This is a genomic window from Paenibacillus baimaensis, from assembly GCF_025567575.1.
In genome coordinates this window covers 113538-129900 of sequence record NZ_JAOQIO010000113.1, presented here as the reverse complement: position 1 = coordinate 129900, position 16363 = coordinate 113538, and the positions used below count along the sequence as shown (strand labels likewise).

Below are 16363 nucleotides of genomic sequence, written 5' to 3'. Positions count from 1 at the left end.
TTCACCCCTTCGGTACCCAACGATACGTATGGTCATTCTATTTTATATGCTTTTGTCCAGACTTATTACGCGATTATTGATTTTCACTCGATATCTCCGCCTACAATACGAATAACCCTGAAGAGCTGAACGCTCTTCAAGGCTATCCGTGGAACAACAAATATAGATGTTATCGCTGGATCGTATCGCTCCAGGAATGCTCGGCTTTCCAGTTCAGCACACGGAACGCCCGCTCTGTGCTTACGATCGCTTCGCGCCCTGCGAAGCGTTGTCTCCGCTCCTTGACCTCGGGGTAAAACTGATCGAGCAGTTGCTCCGTATCCCGATCACTAAGCGTATCCCTGCTCGTAATATTGAGTTCTGCCGATCCGACCGAGAGCGTACCTATTGAAGCGATGCATGCCCTCACTGCATCCCGAATATCGATATAGCTCCACAGAATCCGCTTGTGCTTCTCCGGATGCCGAATGTCTGGCTCGAATGAGGGATACTGCTGAGGAGCCACGATCATAGAGAAGCGCAGCGACATCACCTGCATCCCCGTACGCCGGTGAAACATACTGGCTGTTTGCTCATTGACGATCTTGGATAGTCCGTAGCATTCCTGTGGCAGCTGGGGATGATCCTCATCCACAGGCACATAGAGCGGATCGAAGGGACTCGGTGCCCAGCAGAAGCCGTACGACGATTCGCTTGAACCGAGCACGACCTTCCCGATCCCGAGCACCGAAGCTGCCTCCAGTACGTGGTACGTCGAGACCACATTATTGGAAAAAATAGTCGAGTGGGTATAATCAAGCGGAGCAGGGATAGCAGCCAAATGGATCACCGCGTCCACTCCGGCCAGTCCTGCAACGACCTGACCAAAATCATTCAGATCCACGCGAATTTGCTTGCATCGGAACTGATCGGATTTGCGCTCGTCCAGTGCGACGACCTGATAACCCTCTTCCAGCAATTGCTTGACAACCTCATTTCCCAGCTTGCCACTGGCTCCTGTTACAGCTACTGTTTTCATCTGACATCACGCTCCTTTGTTGGTAATAGTGATCACGGGCGGACGATGGTTCCGTCGGCTTTGCGATCCAGGGGATACGGCCTATGGTACTTGCTCTTGTTCCAATCTGCTTCGAGCAGCAGCGCTGCCTTGTCTTCGTCGATGTCGATGCCGAGTCCCGGTTTCTCTGACACATACAGATAACCGCCCTTGCGTTCGATGCAGCCAGGGAAAACCTCCTGCTCTTCTTCCGTGAAATGATTGATTTCCTGAATGCCAAAATTCCAGATTGCCATATCGAGATGAACGGCTGCCGCCTGATTGACGGGGTCGTTCTCTCCACCCTCCTGCCAGGCGGTTCGGACGCCGAACGTCTCGCCCAGCGCGGCGATTTTGCGGCAGGCGCTGATGCCGCCTGCTTTGGATACGCGGACCCGGATGAAGTCAATCAGCCGCTCCTGGATCAACGGCACAAACTCCTGCGGATTCGTGAACAGTTCTCCGACCGCCTGCGGTGTCGAGCATTGCTGCCGGAGTTGACGGTACCAGCCAAGCTGATCGGGGGGCAGTGCATCCTCCAGAAAGAACAAATGATACGGCTCCAAACGCTTGGTGAGCTGAATCGCGGTTATAGGGTTCAAGTGCTCATGCACATCATGCGTAAATTGGATCTCCGGTCCGAACTTCAGACGAAGCTGCTCGAACATGGCCGGTATCGCATTTAAATAAGTCTGCTCGTCGAAGACCGGACCGTTAGTCCAGGACCCCTCCGGCCGGTTCGTCAAATCTTCCCGGAAGCCCCCACCTCCATACGCTCCAAGCTGGCACCGGACCACGGTGTACCCTTCCTCCAGGTAACGGTGCACCTCCTCGACCAGCATGGACAGATCCTTGCCTCCCGCGTGCCCGTAGCAGGGAACGGCTGAACGGCAAGCGCCCCCTAGCAATTGGTAGACCGGCTTGCCTGCTTCCTTGCCCTTGATATCCCACAGCGCCATATCGATCGCCCCGATGGCAGTTTGTTGAATGCTGCCATGGCGCCAATAGCCGCTCAGATGCAGCGTTTGCCAAATATCTTCGATCCGATCGGCATCCTTGCCTACAAGCAGAGGAGCGATCAACTGCTCAATTACCTGCACCACCGCTTCAGGATTATATAGATCAGAGGCAGAGCCGATGCCGTATAGACCGTCCTGATCAGTCATTACCTTTACAATCGTCCAGCTTCCATTTCTTCTCGTACGTATGCAACGAATTTGCTTGATTGTCGCCATGGTGAGCCTCCTCGACTAAAGTCACCCTCTAATCTTAGAGCGATCAAATTGCCAAAACAATGAGACAATCCTAAACTTTCACGATCGATCTTGGCCTGTTATTAAATATAAAATAAAAGCGAATTCTCATTCAGAGCTGAATGGAAATTCGCCTTTATCTGGTCTTCCTTGTTCTATTGTATACATGTTAAATCGGGAAGCATGCAGCATGCTGTTCAGCAATTATGCATTATTAAACGCAAGAAAAAGGGCGTAAGTCCGCCCTTTTCCTCTTCATGTTATTCTTGAGTTTTTGCTTCAACGGGAGTACGGTTTCCGTGTCCTTTCTCCATTTGCGCTTTAAGCTCATCTACAGTAATGCCTTTTTCTGCTGCCAGTTTTTCCAGCTTCGCCTGACGCTCCTGCTCGATTTGAGCTTTCAGCTCATCTACAGTAATCCCTTTCTCTGCAGCCTGCTTTTCCAGCTGTGCCTGGCGCTCCTGCTCGAATTGTGCCTTCAAGGCTTCTACGGTTATTCCTTTATCAGCCGCCAACTTCTCTAAATTCTGACCGCCTCCAAATCCGCCTTTGCCTCCGTCCTTATTACCGCCTCTGGTTCCACGCTCTTGCTCCAGCTGTGCTTTCAATTCATCCACAGTGATGCCTTTTTCAGCGGCCTGCTTTTCCAGCTGTGCCTGACGCTCCTGCTCGAATTGTGCCTTCAAGGCTTCTACCGTAATCCCTTTTTCAGCGGCTAGCTTTTCCAGATCCTGACCGCCAAAACCACCAGGGAATCCACCTTTATTATCACCTCTGGCAGCACGTTCCTGCTCCTGCTGAGCCTTAAGCTCATCCACCGTGATGCCTTTTTCTGCCGCCAGCTTTTCCAGCTTCGTCAGGCGCTCCTGCTCGAATTGTGCCTTCAAGGCTTCTACCGTAATCCCTTTTTCAGCGGCTAGCTTTTCCAGATCCTGACCGCCACCAAAGCCACCAGGGAATCCGCCTTTGCCTCCGTCCTTATTACCACCTCTGGTTCCACGTTCCTGCTCCAGCTGTGCTTTCAGTTCATCGACAGTGATGCCTTTTTCAGCCGCTTGCTTTTCCAGCTTCGCCTGACGCTCCTGCTCCAATTGCACCTTCAAAGCATCAACCGTGATCCCTTTCTCTGCAGCCTGCTTTTCCAAGCTTGCGCCACCTCGGAACCCGCCTTTACTGACATCATCTTTGTTCACCGTATAGGGCTTGGCTACTCCCGGATTCGGATTCGTATTCGTTGTAGTAAGGTCAGCGGCAAATGCCGATCCCATTGCGCTCAATGCCAGCATAGCTCCAAGTGTTGTTGCAACCAATTTTTTGTTAAGTTTCATCGTATATTCCTCCATAAGTTTGTATTTGTTGTTTACAAGATCATCTTACCGCGCCTACCTGAATTCACCCTGAGTGAAAACTGTGAGTATCCTGAAATTGCATAAAATGAATACAATCGCTTTGTCTCATATGAAAAGCCTCCAATCGCACATCGCAGAAACTGCGCAGGATTGAAGGCTTTGTATGATCGCTTATTGTTATCTAATCTCGTTCAAAATGCTTACCATTATCTTTTCCTTTATTAAAATCCTTACCTTTCGCTTTATCTTTATTCTTTTCGTTGTCCTTGTCGTCCTCTTTATCCTGGTTCGATTGAGTTGGTTTCGACTTGTCAGCAGCAGAAGAGCTTTGCTTCCATTTCACATCCAGCTTCCAATCCACCTTGTCATCCTTCACCTGAAACTGCTCGGCAATTCTTTTCTTCAAAAGCGCTTCAAAAGCTGGTTGCTGCTGTGGCAGTCCTTTGACTAGCTGTTGTATAAACGCCTCCGCCGAAGTACCCGTCAAATGTATGCCTGAAAGATCCTTGCCCTGAATAATAACATCGTTTGCTTTTGCCGAGGGATCTCCACCCTGACGTTTAACTCGGAGAATCAAATCGCGACTTTTCCATTCGATCGTTAGTTTGTCCAGATAAGCTTCATTGTCCTTCGACGTTACCGCGGCGGCATTAGCTGCCCCTGGCGTCGCTGCCACACCCGACGGTATCGGACTCCCGCTTGTTGCACCTGCCGCTGGAGATGTTGCCCCACTACTCGAATCCGGCTTGACAGCTGCGTTCGGGAGCACAGTGGATTCAGTACCAGGCGAAGGCGCTACACCCGCATTCCCATCTGCCCCCGTCCCAGCACCAACTGTTCCTGCAGATGACTGCGAGGCTGCAAATTGAGGTGAAGTTGCTTTGATATATGCCGCCTGCTCCTTTGCATTCAATATGATTTCCAGCCCATCTCCAGCTTGAAGCTGCTCTGCTGCTGACTTTTCCATATTCCGATATACCCAGACCGTGGATGACAACGGATATACCGTTTCATTTCCCCCTGTGGTGACTACCAGCTTTTTGCCCCCAGGCTCCAGCCGAACAAAGCTGCCCTTGGTTTCTTGTGAAACCTCTGCCGAAACCTCTTGTCCGCCCCAAGCTGTGAATCCATAAATGACCAGTGTTATGCCTAAGCAGGCAGCCATGACCCATATTATTTTTCTCATCGTTATCCTCCTAGGAGTGTCGCATCATTTTACGACGTAAGCTTCATCTTGTATCCCTGTTAAGGTGTACTATAAGATTCGCATCGCGATGGGAATTTAAGGGTCATGACTTATACTTGAGGCTCGGTTGTTCAGCAGCTGATCCTTAATCTACAGCTTCCCAGCGGTGAGCAAAAGCTTGCAGTTTGGGGTGTAGGGACTCCGATGAAGCGAGCTTGAAATCGATGCAGAGCCGCAGCTTTTTAATCCAGAATTCGAAGCTATCAAAGCTCGCTGCCGTATTCGCCGTATCCACCGTCATATACACAAAGTAAGGACCTGCATACTTCTCCTCCAAAAATCGGAAGGCCGTGTCCATCGGGGTGTATTTCTTACGGCGCCCCTCCCAGCGATCAATCGCCGTATCTACGGGCAGCTCCATGTTTTCCAGAGACTCCTCCAACTCATCCGCTCTGCGGTAAAAGGGTGCGGCCCCCGGCTCGCCCATACGTCGCAGGGTTTCTTCATGCAGTGGATAGAACACCAGCTTTCTCATTTCTTTTCGTGACGCCAAGCTTACAATTCGCACAAGCTGTTGAGCGCCACAATCCGCAAAGCTATCGTATACCCACATGGTCCCTCGTGGACCTTGCCGCTCCTTATCTGGCTCATACCCAAATGGCACGATACTTGGCTGTTTGACCATCATGACTCCTCCTCAGCGTGTTCCCTTCAAGGAACGATTGATTCATAAGCATTCGTCCAAGAAAATAACCCCGTGTTAATGAAGCTTATACCTTAAGCATCCCCCAATTTACGCCAATCCACCAGCTTATCCTGTAAAGACATGGCTCTGGCCGGACTTGATGAGGGTAATGTATCGTACTTTATATGGGTGCCTTTCTCTTGCTTCAACAGCTGTGGAAGCACCTGCTTGCGATAGAGCTGCTCAGCCGTCTTACCATTAAAGAACACCCGCTCTATGGTTGGGTATTCGTTCAGCAGCAGGATAAAATCATTAGCCTCCGGCTTCCGTATATCCGCATCAAGACTGCCCTCCCGCTCACAGCCAGCCAGAACATCCCACAGGCCTACACCCTGCTCCAGCGCAAAATCCAACCGATCCCTGTATGCAGTTTCTGGCGGACTGCCCTCACCCCAAATGGCATAGAGCAGCGGCCAAAAATGATTGCGAGGATGTCCATAATACTCCTGCTTGCTCAAGGATACCGCCCCTGGCATTGAGCCCAGTATCAGCGTTCGACTCGATGCATGGATTACTGGCGGCAGCCCCTGCAGTCGATACTCCGCGTGACCTGCAGTTTCCATGTTATGACCTCCTTACTTTGATTACTACGAGCTGTGCGGCTCCGACAGGAGCCTATTGTACCTGGCTCATTCAAGCTTCCAGCTCTTTGATACGCGCTCGCTTCATCGGCCAATTAAGCAGCAGTATCCCGCCAATAAACATCCCGGCTCCGCCCAATATATACAATGTAATCCGATCGTGGAAAAATAAATAGGACCATACAATCGTAAATAGTATACTGCTATTGCTGACAAGGATGGCGACGGTGAAGCTCACCCGTTTCATCGCCTGTGCAAACCAGTTAAAGCTTAAGCCTGTGATTAAGCCTAAACCGATCAATGCCATGATCCCCCAACCGTTAACCGGTCCCGTCATATGCGCTTGAAAAGGCAGAGGTAACGCCATGAGCACAGAACACCAGAAAAAGACGGAAAAATTCATTTTTCCTGTATCCATTGACTGGATCAGCATCTTTTGACTGAGCACATGCAGCGCGCTTCCGACGGCTGATAGCATATACAATACCGTAACCAGCCCATTACTTGTCAGCACCTCGCCAATCGGCAAGCCATTCCAGCTAATCGTCACTACCCCGGCTACACACAAGCCCGCAGCCATCCAACCGCGCCCTGACACATATTCCTTGAACACAAAGGCCGATATGATCAGCAGCAGCACTGTTTGCAGTGGACCAACCAATATATTACCGTAAGAGGAACCGATCGATAACGCCATATTTTCAAAAAAATAATTGCAGCATTTGCCGATCACACCAATCCAAATCCATTTCATTCCGATATCCAGGCTAAGCCTGCGATGTCTCAGCAGCAGCCATATCCCCAAAAAGACAATCCCAATCCCGAAGCGGGCAAACGTAATCGTCGTGCTGTCTACCATCGCAGCTGCTGTTTTTACCAAAATCCCTACAAAACTCCATGACAGTGTAGCCAATATAAGCAGAAAATACCCCATGATGACATCCGATCCTTTAATATTTATATACAAACCCCATCACATGAGGCCTATATATTGTAGCATAGCTGTATTCGAGGATAAACGGGCTCGTCATCTTTGGTTTTCAAAAAAAATTTCAAAAAATTCAAAAATAGAGTGATCCAAATCCCGACTTTATACGAATACCAATCAAAGCCAACATGAGCAGCGCGACCAACGGGGGGTTTAGATGAATAAATATTACATTGTATATCGCAAAAAAATTTTGGCTGGGCCTTTGAGTAAGGACGATGCCATCACCAAGCTATTTGAAATGAGCGCAACCTTTAAAGGTCTGAGGGTCCGTTCCTTTTTTGGAAAAAACCAGCCATTGTCGCAAACAGAGGACTCGATGGTGGATGTCACAGACGAACTTCTAAACCGTATGGAATAAACTACGACCATCGAAGACAAGGATATAGAAACAAAAACAATCCCCCTGATGACCTGGCAGCGCACTTGGTGTGCCGTTTGCCTGATCATCAGGGGGATTTCTGTTTATTCGACTCACCGCCGTTTATCCATGGATCAGTGATTCCGCTCCATCAATATAAATCTCGGTACCGGTAATATGTGAGGAGTCGTGGGAAGCCAGGAACAACGCCAGCTGCGCTACTTGCTCGGCTGACCCCGATTTATGGGCTAGCGGCTGGTCGCCTTCGGGATATTGCACAGGAATTTGGACTTCCTTTAATTCCGGCTTTTTAAATGTATTATCGTCAATCGAAGTCTCAATTGCACCTGGGCAAATGGCGTTGACACGGATTTTATAACGTGCCAGCTCCAATGCAGCCATTTTCATAAAAGCTACCTGTCCCGCCTTACTGGAGGCATAAGCACTGAATCCAATATTCGAAAAGACGCGATTGCCATTGATCGAACTGTTGATCAGAATACTGCCGCCGCTTTCTTTCAAATAAGGAATCGCATATTTGACAGTCAGAAATGTACCTCTGAGGTTGATATCGATGGTTTGCTGCCAATCCTCGACCTCCATATGCTCAATCGAAGTCATCGCGCCGTTAATCCCGGCATTAGCAAACACAATATCCAAACGACCGTACGTATGCAAAGCCTCTTTATAGGACTCCTCAACATTGTTGGCTTGGGACACATCCGTATGTATAACGGCAGCTTCACCACCTGCCGCTATGATCTCATCACGGACTTTATTGGCGTTGTCCAGCGTGCGATCGAACAGGCATATTTTGGCACCATGACGCGCCATCAATAAGGCACTGCCCTTACCGATCCCGGATCCGCCTCCCGTTATTACAGCTACCTTGCCCTGCAGCCTCTGCTGTATGCTTTGCTCTAGTGCGTCGTTCGCATTCATCATGCACAAATCCCTCCACTATTAGGTTTGTTGAATGTTAAGGGCCGTTGAAGGGGCGAACGCACTCCCTTCGATAACGGCATGTGGTGCAATAACTTCGATTTTACCTATACTGCCTTCGATTCGAGTCCCATCCTTGATAATGGCTCCTTCTCCAATAATAGCATAGGCTACATGGACATCACGGCCTATTTTCACATTAGGCATAAGCACGCTATTCACTACCACACTGCCTTCAGCCACCTGAACGCCATAGAACACGACTGTGCGCTGTACGTCGCCAAGCACCGCATTGTTCCAATGGGAAAGCGAGGAATCGTGCTCGTCTGTCCGTGAGATGGGAGAACGCCCGCTTCCCATATATTGGTCGCGGCTGTAGGTCTGCCATGCATGAGGATCAGGCTCGAGATGTGGCTCCATATCCTGCTCCAATAGATCCATGTGGGCTTCCCACAAACTATCAACCGTACCCACGTCACGCCAGTAACCTTCAAATGGATATGCATACAATTTGCCTTCGAGACGCAGCATATGCGGAATAATATCCTTGCCAAAATCATGGCTCGACTTCGGATTTTCCGAATCCTCAATAAGCATCTTTCGCAAATACGACCATTTGAATATATAAATCCCCATCGAAGCGAGAGTGCTCTGAGGCTTGGTCGGCTTCTCAACAAAGTTCACGATACGCATGCTCTCATCAACCCCGACGATACCAAAACGATGCGCCTCAGCGAGCGGCACCTCCATGACCGACACCGTAGCATCGGCCCCGCTAGCGGTATGAACGTCTCTTAGCTTGCGATAATCCATCGAATAAATATGGTCACCGGATAGAATCAAGACATCGTCCGGGTTGTGATCGTCGATAAAGCTCAGGTTTTTGTAAATAGCATCGGCTGTTCCCAGATAACCGCACGGGTCCTCTGGAGAAGCCGCCAATAAAGAAACACCATCCGCATCGGAGCCGTACAAGCCCCAAGGTTCGCCACCGCCTATATGCGTATGCAGCGATTCGGACGCATATTGCGTTAGAACCCCTACGGTATGAATGCCGGAATTCGCACAGTTGCTTAAAGGGAAATCGATAATGCGATATTCACCCCCGAAGGGAACGGCAGGCTTAGCCAAATTATTCGTCAAAGGAGAAAGTCTGCGCCCCTCACCTCCTGCAAGAAGCATGGCAATGCAATCTTTTTTAGACATCAATAATCCCTCCCTGTCATAGGTTGTATCTTCTATTAAACGCTCCAGCGCCTAATTGAAACCACCGACAGCCTTAAACCGACTTGTTATTCATAGCGAAAAACGAATAGACGATTGATCCTCAGCAAGACAATTTTCACCACCATGTAAACGGGAATTGCTAGTAGCATACCCAGAATACCTGCCAAATTTTCACCAACCAGCAGTAATAATACAATTGTCAACGGATGCACATCCATCCGTTTCCCAAATACATGTGGAGCCAGCAGTGTATCGTCCAGCTGTTGGACGACAATAATGAGCAGAGCTACCCACATCATCATCGGGTACGATTGCGTAAAGGCCACGATCAATGCGGGTACCGCACCAATAATGGGTCCAATGAACGGAATCAGATTGGTGACAGCAACGATAATTGCGAGGAGCAGCGGATACGGCAGTCCTATGACCAGAAAGCCAACGTAAATCAAAGCACCAAGACAGACGCTGATAATGATACGACCAATAATATAACCGCTCAGCACACCGTCGATTTCCTCCAGCGTTTCTCGAGCTACATGTGTATACCCCTTGGGCAGCATCCCTACCACGTTCTCCATCGCTTTGTGTCCACCAATCAACAGATAATACAAAATGATCGGAATCGTCGTAATCAGCAGTAGAATGCTGGTCATAAAGCTGACCATATCGCTTAAGTAGTTGGTTGCATACGTAATCGCATTGTTGACATATTCGGCAACTTTGGTGGAAAGATCCCCATGATCTTTCGTGAAATAAGCGGCAAGCAGCCGGTTTTGCTGCAGCTTTTCAATCTGCACCTTGGTGCTCTCGACCAATTCAGGCACATTCGTGACAAAATTTTCGATCTGGGCTTGCAGCATCGGGCCGAACGCTACGACAAACAGCACAGTCAGGCTCGTAATGACAAAATAAATCAACAAGGTGCCTACCGCGCGTTTAATACCTTTTTTCTCCAAAAAGTTAACGAGCGGTCGGATCATATAATATAAAAATCCCGAGATCAAAATCGGCACAAACAAAGTTTGGCACATCATCAGCAGCGGACTAAACAAATAACCGACCCGATCCATCAAATTAAAGATGATTAAAACCAGGATAATACCAATACACAACCGAAAAAATTTATTTTGCAGCATGATAACCACTCCCGTGCAGTTGTTAAAAAAAGTAATCGATCCTACTGTCAACGTTACTGCAGGGAGCGATATAAAATCCGGTAGCCGAATTCCTCAAGCTGAATAAACATCCGCCCATCCTTCGTCCGCACAGGCTCGCCCGTCAGCGCATCAACCCAATCGTTTGTTTCCATCGGGTGACTCAATATCGTCTTGTCTCCTGTATTGTTCATCCATACCGTAAAATGCACCCGATGGTTTAACCGTTCATAAATAATGCGACGATCACCATGCTCCGCTCTCAGAAACCGGAAGCTTCCCGATACGAGCACCTCATGCTTACGGCGCAGCGCAATCAGCAGCTTATAAAAATCGAACAGCTCGCGATCCTGCTTGTCCTCATCCCATTCCATACATTTGCGGCAATCCGGATCCTCTCCACCAGTTAGTCCAATCTCATCTCCATAGAAAATGCACGGCGTTCCCATAAACGTAAGTAAAAATACGACGCACAGCTTTAATCTCCGCTTATTGTTACCTACACGGTTCATCACCCGGGGGGTATCGTGGCTGCACAATAAATTGAAAATCACTTCGTTTGTCTGCTGCGGATAACGAATCAGCAGTCCGCTGATGCTTGTCGCGAAGTCAAAACCATCCATTCGGGAATCAGAGAAAAATTCCAGCAGCTTATTGGAGAATGGATAATTCATCACCGAATCAAATTGGTCTCCGAGCAGCCATTTCAGAGAATCGTTCCACACTTCGCCAACAATGTAGGCGTTCGGATTAGCGGCTTTCACGACATCACGAAACTCCCGCCAAAAATAATGGTCGATTTCATTCGCTACATCCAGACGCCATCCGTCAATACCGACCTCCTTGACCCAATATTCAGCGACCTCCAGCAAATACTTTTTTACAGCAGGATTGGACGTATTCAGCTTAGGCATATGTCCATAAAAGCCGAACGTATCATAGCTCGGAATGCCGTCCTTTGTAGCAAGCGGATAGCTGTTTATGTGAAACCAGCCTGCATATTGCGATTTCCGTCCTTTTTTCAATACGTCCTGAAAAGGAGGAAACTGTTCACTGCAGTGATTGAACACGGCGTCCAGCATGACCTTGATGCCTTTAAGGTGACAGGCTTGAACCAGCTCATGGAGCAGCGCATTGGTTCCAAAATGGGGGTCTACCTTTTTGTAATCTACGATATCGTATTTATGATTAGAGGGCGCTTCAAATACAGGCGTCAAATACAGTGCTGTAATGCCCAGATCCTGCAAATAATCGAGATGGTCAATGATTCCTTGTAGATCACCGCCAAATGAGATATCATAAGTCGGTTTACCACCCCATCGTTCGGTATGGGCCGGATTAATCGATGGGTCTCCGTTCGCAAATCGCTCCGGAAAGATCTGATAGAATACAGCTCTCTTCGCCCATTCCGGAACGGTATGCAGGTCGATTTCATGGATATAGGGGATATCATAATAACCTCCGGTGGGCATGGGCCTGTAGCTCAATACACCATTTTCCGTCAGCCACACCGTCTCAGACCCCGCCCGGATGCGAAAACAATAGGAAACCCGCTTGTTATAGGGCTTGATACTGGCCTCCCAATAATCAAACATTTTGTCTGCCCCCGTTTTCTTAAGGGGATATTCCCGATAAAACCGGTCCCAGTTATACTTGTCACCCGTCTCCGCGGTCACTTCCTCCACATCATCCCGTTTCGTTCGAACCCGAACATGGATTGTATCCTTGTCATATGCGTAGGCCCAGTTATTTTGGGCAATGTGGTAAAATCCTTCAAGTAGCATCTAACCATCTCCCCGTCTTCCCATTAGCTTGTATCTATGCTATTACCTTCTCCTTAACCATTTCGGAATTCGCTTAAACAAGCGGCTTTTTCCAGTTAGGGGACCAGAACGTAAACGGATTGCCTGCTATCAACTGTCAATGACTTTGCATATGGAGGAGTTAGGCTTATAAACTCATGAATGCTGTTTTGGTACGATGTTTTTCAGCGTTAAAGGCTCAAACCATGAAAAAAAGAGGATATAACGATGTTTGACATCATTACGTCCTCTTTGTTGGAACAAACTATCACTTCATTAATACGCTTCTACCCATTGCTTACTGCTATAATACTCCAACCTACACTTTGAATCGATCGGCCGTTCCTTTCAGCTGACCAGCAGCCTCCATAAGTGTTACGGACCGATCACTTGTTTCTTCAGAATCCTTCAGCTGATGCAAGGACGCATCCGCAAGATGCTGCGCCTGATCTGCTGCAGATCCGGCAATACGCGCTATTTCTTCGATCCCAGCCGTAACTTCCTCTGTCCCCGCTGACATCTGCTCGGCCGCCGCTGATACTTCTTCCATCTGTGTAGATACCAAGTGCACCGAATTCAGCATACGCAATAATACCTGCTGCAGCTGCCTAACTTCGTTAACACCGTCCTCAACGTCCGTTCCACCCCGCTGCATGGCTTGTACGGCTGCTGTCATCGAGGCCTGAATATCCGTGATACGTTCATTAATTTGCTGAGCCGATGCTTCCGATTGATCCGCCAGCTTTCTAACCTCACTGGCTACAACTGCAAAGCCCTTGCCTTGCTCGCCTGCCCTCGCCGCTTCGATAGCCGCATTCAGCGCCAGCAAACCGGTCTGTGAAGCGATCCCTGAGATGACCTGCGCCATGCCGCCCACCGCCTGCATGTCCTGCTCGAGCTTTTCAATTGAAAAACCAACCTCCTGTGCGGATTGGCTCAAAGTCATCATCTGGTTAACGGCCTGCCCGGCTGCGCGACTGCCCTGCTCCGCTTCTCGTACCAATTCCTGCGTCGCTTCCGTCACATCGGCCGAAGCCTCGGCAATACGCTGGATTCCGGTAGCCATCTCTTCCATCGCTCGAGCGCTGTCTTCTGCACTGGTCGCTTGATGCCCGGCACCCATTGTGAGCTCCTGGACCGTCTGAGACATTAGCTGTGCGTTCGTGTTCGAACGCTCGGCACTGCTCGTCAAATCACTGGAGATCGTGCCGACTTGGTTAGACATCCTTCCTATCGTTCTCATCATCATCTGTAAATGAAAAATAAAGCGGTTAATTTCCTCAGCCAGCCTGTCCATTTCATCTTTACCACGAACCGGAATGCGGTAGGTCAAATCTGCTTCCTGAGAGTTCAGATTGATCGCAGCCTGCAGCATAAACTTTAACTTCCGAGATACGATGGCTCCCGATAATATGAATAATATGATCAATACACCTATGTATAATGCTGCCAGCTCGAGCCCTGATTTTAAACGCTGCTTGTTAATAAACGCGTCAGAGCCTTCTTTGGATAAATCAACGCGAACCGCTCCCCAGTGCTTGCCATCAATGGTTAACGGATAAGCCAGATCCCATCGTTCAAAAACCTTCTGCTCGACGACCTGCGAATATTTTTGCAGCAGCGGTTTGGTTGTATCTTGATAGGACGCCGCCGAGTAACCGACAATATCGTTGAATACGCGATTGCCCCGATATTTTTGACTTGCGAGTCCTGTAGCTCCCCATGCATCCTTAGAATCCTCACCTGTAAGACTCAGCTTGGTATTATGTGTCGCCACATAACCATTAAAGTCGGGATTCGCTGAATACGCAATCGGCACCACAAAAACCACATTTTCATCGACCAAAAAGCCATCGATAACCCGCTTCCAGTGATCATCCGTATATTCATCGTATGCACTTGTATACTTAAGCTCGTATTGAGCGAGCGGAATCATCCGTCCATCAAAAAGCTTTTGCTTCACGTCTCCGTAGGCGGGATCTTTAGAGCGCTTCTCGGCTTCCTTTTGGCTTTCCGGTACGACCTGCAGCTTGTCATTGAACAAATTCTTCTTCAATTCCTCGCCAGTGAGCTTCTTTCCGCTTTTCAAAATCGTCCCGTCCCTGATATCATCCTCAGCAATACTTTGCAATGTTTTGGAGAGAGAAATGACCATGGCGCTCCCTTTTTCAAAAAGCTGTGCTTCTGCATCGACACGAATCTTGTTCCACTCGTAAGCATAAATAGCCCCGATCAATATTAGCAGAATAACACCTGTAAATAACATAAATCGTGCAGTTAATGAATGAGTCCACTTGAGCACAGTAACACCTCCGCAATGAGCTATAATATTAATATTATACAATGATATAAGCTAAAAGACCTAATACAAGGAATAACTATGTGTTTTTTAGATGAACATTCGACAAAATATATTTTTTTGTGAACATATTCTAACTTCAAACATTACAAAAAGAGACTCCTTACATAACCAGAGCCTCTTTGTCGTAAATTTTCACATGCGCGTTCCTAATGATTGGTTAAAAGTTACTCCGCCATTTTACCTGCGACAGCTAACAATGGCTGTAGTTCCTTGCTCATCGCTTTTTCCAGATAAGGCTCTGCGCTTAACAAGCTGCGGAATTCCATATAGCTTCGAGCTGCTGCAGCCAGTTCATCGGCCTTCGGTGCGGCTGCTTTGACTGCGCGGATCAATATATTTTTGGGCGTATGCTCCATATCGATAAACTCAAGCAGCTGTGTTTTATAACCCAGCAGGTCCAGCAGGCTGGCACGAATCGCGTCGGTTGCAAGCGCTGAGAATCGTTCCTTCAAGATACCATGCTGCAGAAGCGGAGCTAGTACTGGAGCCTCCACCTGTCGAAACAATTCATGCTGACAGCAAGGCACCGATAAAATAACACCAGCCTGCCAGCGGATGGCTTTCTCCAGCGCAGCATCGGTAGCCGTATCGCAGGCATGCAAGGTGACGACCATATCCACTTGCTCCAACCCGTCATACTGAGCGATATCTCCAACGAGAAACTGTAGGCCCTCATAGCCAAAGCGTTCAGCTAAATCGCTGCAATGACGGATGACATCCTCTTTGAGATCCAGTCCGATAACGCGAAGATCGAAGCCCTGTATCTCCTTCAGGTAGTGGTACAGCGCAAAGGTCAAATAGGATTTTCCGCAGCCGAAATCAATAATGTTCAATGTTCGGTCTGTTGGCAGATGCGGAACAATATCAGCGATCAGCTCGACAAATCGGTTAATTTGCCGAAATTTATCGTACTTGGGTGCAAGCACCTTACCTGAGGCATTCATGATCCCAAGCTCGATTAGAAATGGCACAGGCGTGCCTTCCTCCAGCAAATAATTTTTCTTGCGATTGTGGGTAAGTTCGGCAGCCTGCTTCTTCGTGGGCGGCTTGGTCAAGATACCCAGCTTGCCCTTCTTGCTGATCAACACCTGATAATCGGCATCCTTAGTCTGAAGCAGCCCTTGCCGAAATGCTTCTGACAGCAATCGTTGAATCTGAGCGGCTGCAGCATCGGGCCGCATGTTGTCATGCAGCACTTTATTACCACAATAGGAGCTGAACTGATACTGCAGCTCTCCTTTTAAAATGAGCGGCTTCACCATCACCTTGCTGCAATCGGAGAGATTATTCGGACGAGGCTGACTAAAGGTACCTTGAATCAGCGATTGCTTGGTTATGACCTCGTCAACAAGTGTTTCCATGGATAACATATATATC

General features: G+C 48.5%; 14 protein-coding genes. 1 reads left to right on the top strand and 13 read right to left on the bottom strand.

Going from position 1 to position 16363, the window contains the following annotated elements; translation table 11 throughout:
- Nucleotides 1-169: 169 nt before the first annotated feature.
- From OB236_RS33730 to OB236_RS33700, 7 genes are all read right to left on the bottom strand, one after another.
- Entirely contained in the window at nt 170-1018 is an 849-nt protein-coding gene (locus OB236_RS33730; RefSeq protein WP_262687967.1) for an NAD-dependent epimerase/dehydratase family protein, read from the bottom strand.
- A gap of 32 nt (nt 1019-1050) precedes the next feature.
- A complete protein-coding gene (locus tag OB236_RS33725; RefSeq protein WP_262687966.1) occupies nt 1051-2271 on the bottom strand; it encodes an enolase C-terminal domain-like protein in 1221 nt (406 codons plus the stop codon).
- A 278-nt stretch (nt 2272-2549) separates the two neighbouring features.
- On the bottom strand, nt 2550-3617 hold the full coding sequence (locus OB236_RS33720) for a hypothetical protein (RefSeq protein ID WP_262687965.1): 1068 nt from the start codon (nt 3615-3617) through the stop codon (nt 2550-2552).
- 202 nt (nt 3618-3819) lie between these two features.
- A complete protein-coding gene (locus OB236_RS33715; RefSeq protein WP_262687963.1) occupies nt 3820-4824 on the bottom strand; it encodes a hypothetical protein in 1005 nt (334 codons plus the stop codon).
- A gap of 145 nt (nt 4825-4969) precedes the next feature.
- Nucleotides 4970-5509, bottom strand: a complete 540-nt coding sequence (locus OB236_RS33710) for a hypothetical protein (protein WP_262687962.1) — start codon at nt 5507-5509, stop codon at nt 4970-4972.
- 92 nt (nt 5510-5601) lie between these two features.
- Nucleotides 5602-6132, bottom strand: a complete 531-nt coding sequence (locus OB236_RS33705) for a DNA-deoxyinosine glycosylase (RefSeq protein ID WP_262687961.1) — start codon at nt 6130-6132, stop codon at nt 5602-5604.
- A gap of 70 nt (nt 6133-6202) precedes the next feature.
- Entirely contained in the window at nt 6203-7084 is an 882-nt protein-coding gene (locus OB236_RS33700) for a DMT family transporter (RefSeq protein ID WP_262687959.1), read from the bottom strand.
- A 211-nt stretch (nt 7085-7295) separates the two neighbouring features.
- On the opposite strand from OB236_RS33700, the gene OB236_RS33695 reads away from it, so the two are divergent.
- Nucleotides 7296-7499, top strand: coding sequence for a hypothetical protein (locus OB236_RS33695; protein ID WP_262687958.1), 204 nt, complete (start codon nt 7296-7298; stop codon nt 7497-7499).
- A 123-nt stretch (nt 7500-7622) separates the two neighbouring features.
- Here the strand turns inward: OB236_RS33695 and OB236_RS33690 are convergent, their stop codons facing one another.
- From OB236_RS33690 to OB236_RS33665, 6 genes are all read right to left on the bottom strand, one after another.
- Nucleotides 7623-8441, bottom strand: coding sequence for an SDR family oxidoreductase (locus tag OB236_RS33690; RefSeq protein ID WP_076235853.1), 819 nt, complete (start codon nt 8439-8441; stop codon nt 7623-7625).
- Nucleotides 8442-8462: 21 nt separating this feature from the next.
- Nucleotides 8463-9647: a glucose-1-phosphate adenylyltransferase gene (locus OB236_RS33685; protein WP_317259407.1), complete on the bottom strand. Its 1185-nt coding sequence runs from the start codon at nt 9645-9647 to the stop codon at nt 8463-8465.
- Nucleotides 9648-9733: 86 nt separating this feature from the next.
- Nucleotides 9734-10804 (bottom strand): AI-2E family transporter, encoded by a 1071-nt coding sequence (locus OB236_RS33680; RefSeq protein WP_262687955.1) that lies wholly within the window; start codon nt 10802-10804, stop codon nt 9734-9736.
- 53 nt (nt 10805-10857) lie between these two features.
- Nucleotides 10858-12606: an alpha-glycosidase gene (locus tag OB236_RS33675; RefSeq protein WP_262687954.1), complete on the bottom strand. Its 1749-nt coding sequence runs from the start codon at nt 12604-12606 to the stop codon at nt 10858-10860.
- 337 nt (nt 12607-12943) lie between these two features.
- Nucleotides 12944-14926: a methyl-accepting chemotaxis protein gene (locus OB236_RS33670; protein WP_262687952.1), complete on the bottom strand. Its 1983-nt coding sequence runs from the start codon at nt 14924-14926 to the stop codon at nt 12944-12946.
- Between the two features lie 224 nt (nt 14927-15150).
- Nucleotides 15151-16356, bottom strand: coding sequence for a class I SAM-dependent methyltransferase (locus tag OB236_RS33665; RefSeq protein WP_262687951.1), 1206 nt, complete (start codon nt 16354-16356; stop codon nt 15151-15153).
- Between the last annotated feature and the right edge of the window lie 7 nt (nt 16357-16363).

Excerpts from the sequence above, each read along its gene's own strand:
- OB236_RS33680 (WP_262687955.1), bottom strand. The coding sequence starts at position 10,804 with ATGCTGCAAAATAAATTTTTTCGGTTGTGTATTGGTATTATCCTGGTT.
- OB236_RS33710 (WP_262687962.1), bottom strand. The coding sequence starts at position 5,509 with ATGGTCAAACAGCCAAGTATCGTGCCATTTGGGTATGAGCCAGATAAG.
- OB236_RS33730 (WP_262687967.1), bottom strand. The coding sequence starts at position 1,018 with ATGAAAACAGTAGCTGTAACAGGAGCCAGTGGCAAGCTGGGAAATGAG.
- OB236_RS33720 (WP_262687965.1), bottom strand. The coding sequence starts at position 3,617 with ATGAAACTTAACAAAAAATTGGTTGCAACAACACTTGGAGCTATGCTG.
- OB236_RS33685 (WP_317259407.1), bottom strand. The coding sequence starts at position 9,647 with ATGTCTAAAAAAGATTGCATTGCCATGCTTCTTGCAGGAGGTGAGGGG.
- OB236_RS33675 (WP_262687954.1), bottom strand. The coding sequence starts at position 12,606 with ATGCTACTTGAAGGATTTTACCACATTGCCCAAAATAACTGGGCCTAC.
- OB236_RS33690 (WP_076235853.1), bottom strand. The coding sequence starts at position 8,441 with ATGAATGCGAACGACGCACTAGAGCAAAGCATACAGCAGAGGCTGCAG.
- OB236_RS33665 (WP_262687951.1), bottom strand. The coding sequence starts at position 16,356 with ATGTTATCCATGGAAACACTTGTTGACGAGGTCATAACCAAGCAATCG.
- OB236_RS33695 (WP_262687958.1), top strand. The coding sequence starts at position 7,296 with ATGAATAAATATTACATTGTATATCGCAAAAAAATTTTGGCTGGGCCT.
- OB236_RS33705 (WP_262687961.1), bottom strand. The coding sequence starts at position 6,132 with ATGGAAACTGCAGGTCACGCGGAGTATCGACTGCAGGGGCTGCCGCCA.
- OB236_RS33700 (WP_262687959.1), bottom strand. The coding sequence starts at position 7,084 with ATGGGGTATTTTCTGCTTATATTGGCTACACTGTCATGGAGTTTTGTA.
- OB236_RS33725 (WP_262687966.1), bottom strand. The coding sequence starts at position 2,271 with ATGGCGACAATCAAGCAAATTCGTTGCATACGTACGAGAAGAAATGGA.
- OB236_RS33715 (WP_262687963.1), bottom strand. The coding sequence starts at position 4,824 with ATGAGAAAAATAATATGGGTCATGGCTGCCTGCTTAGGCATAACACTG.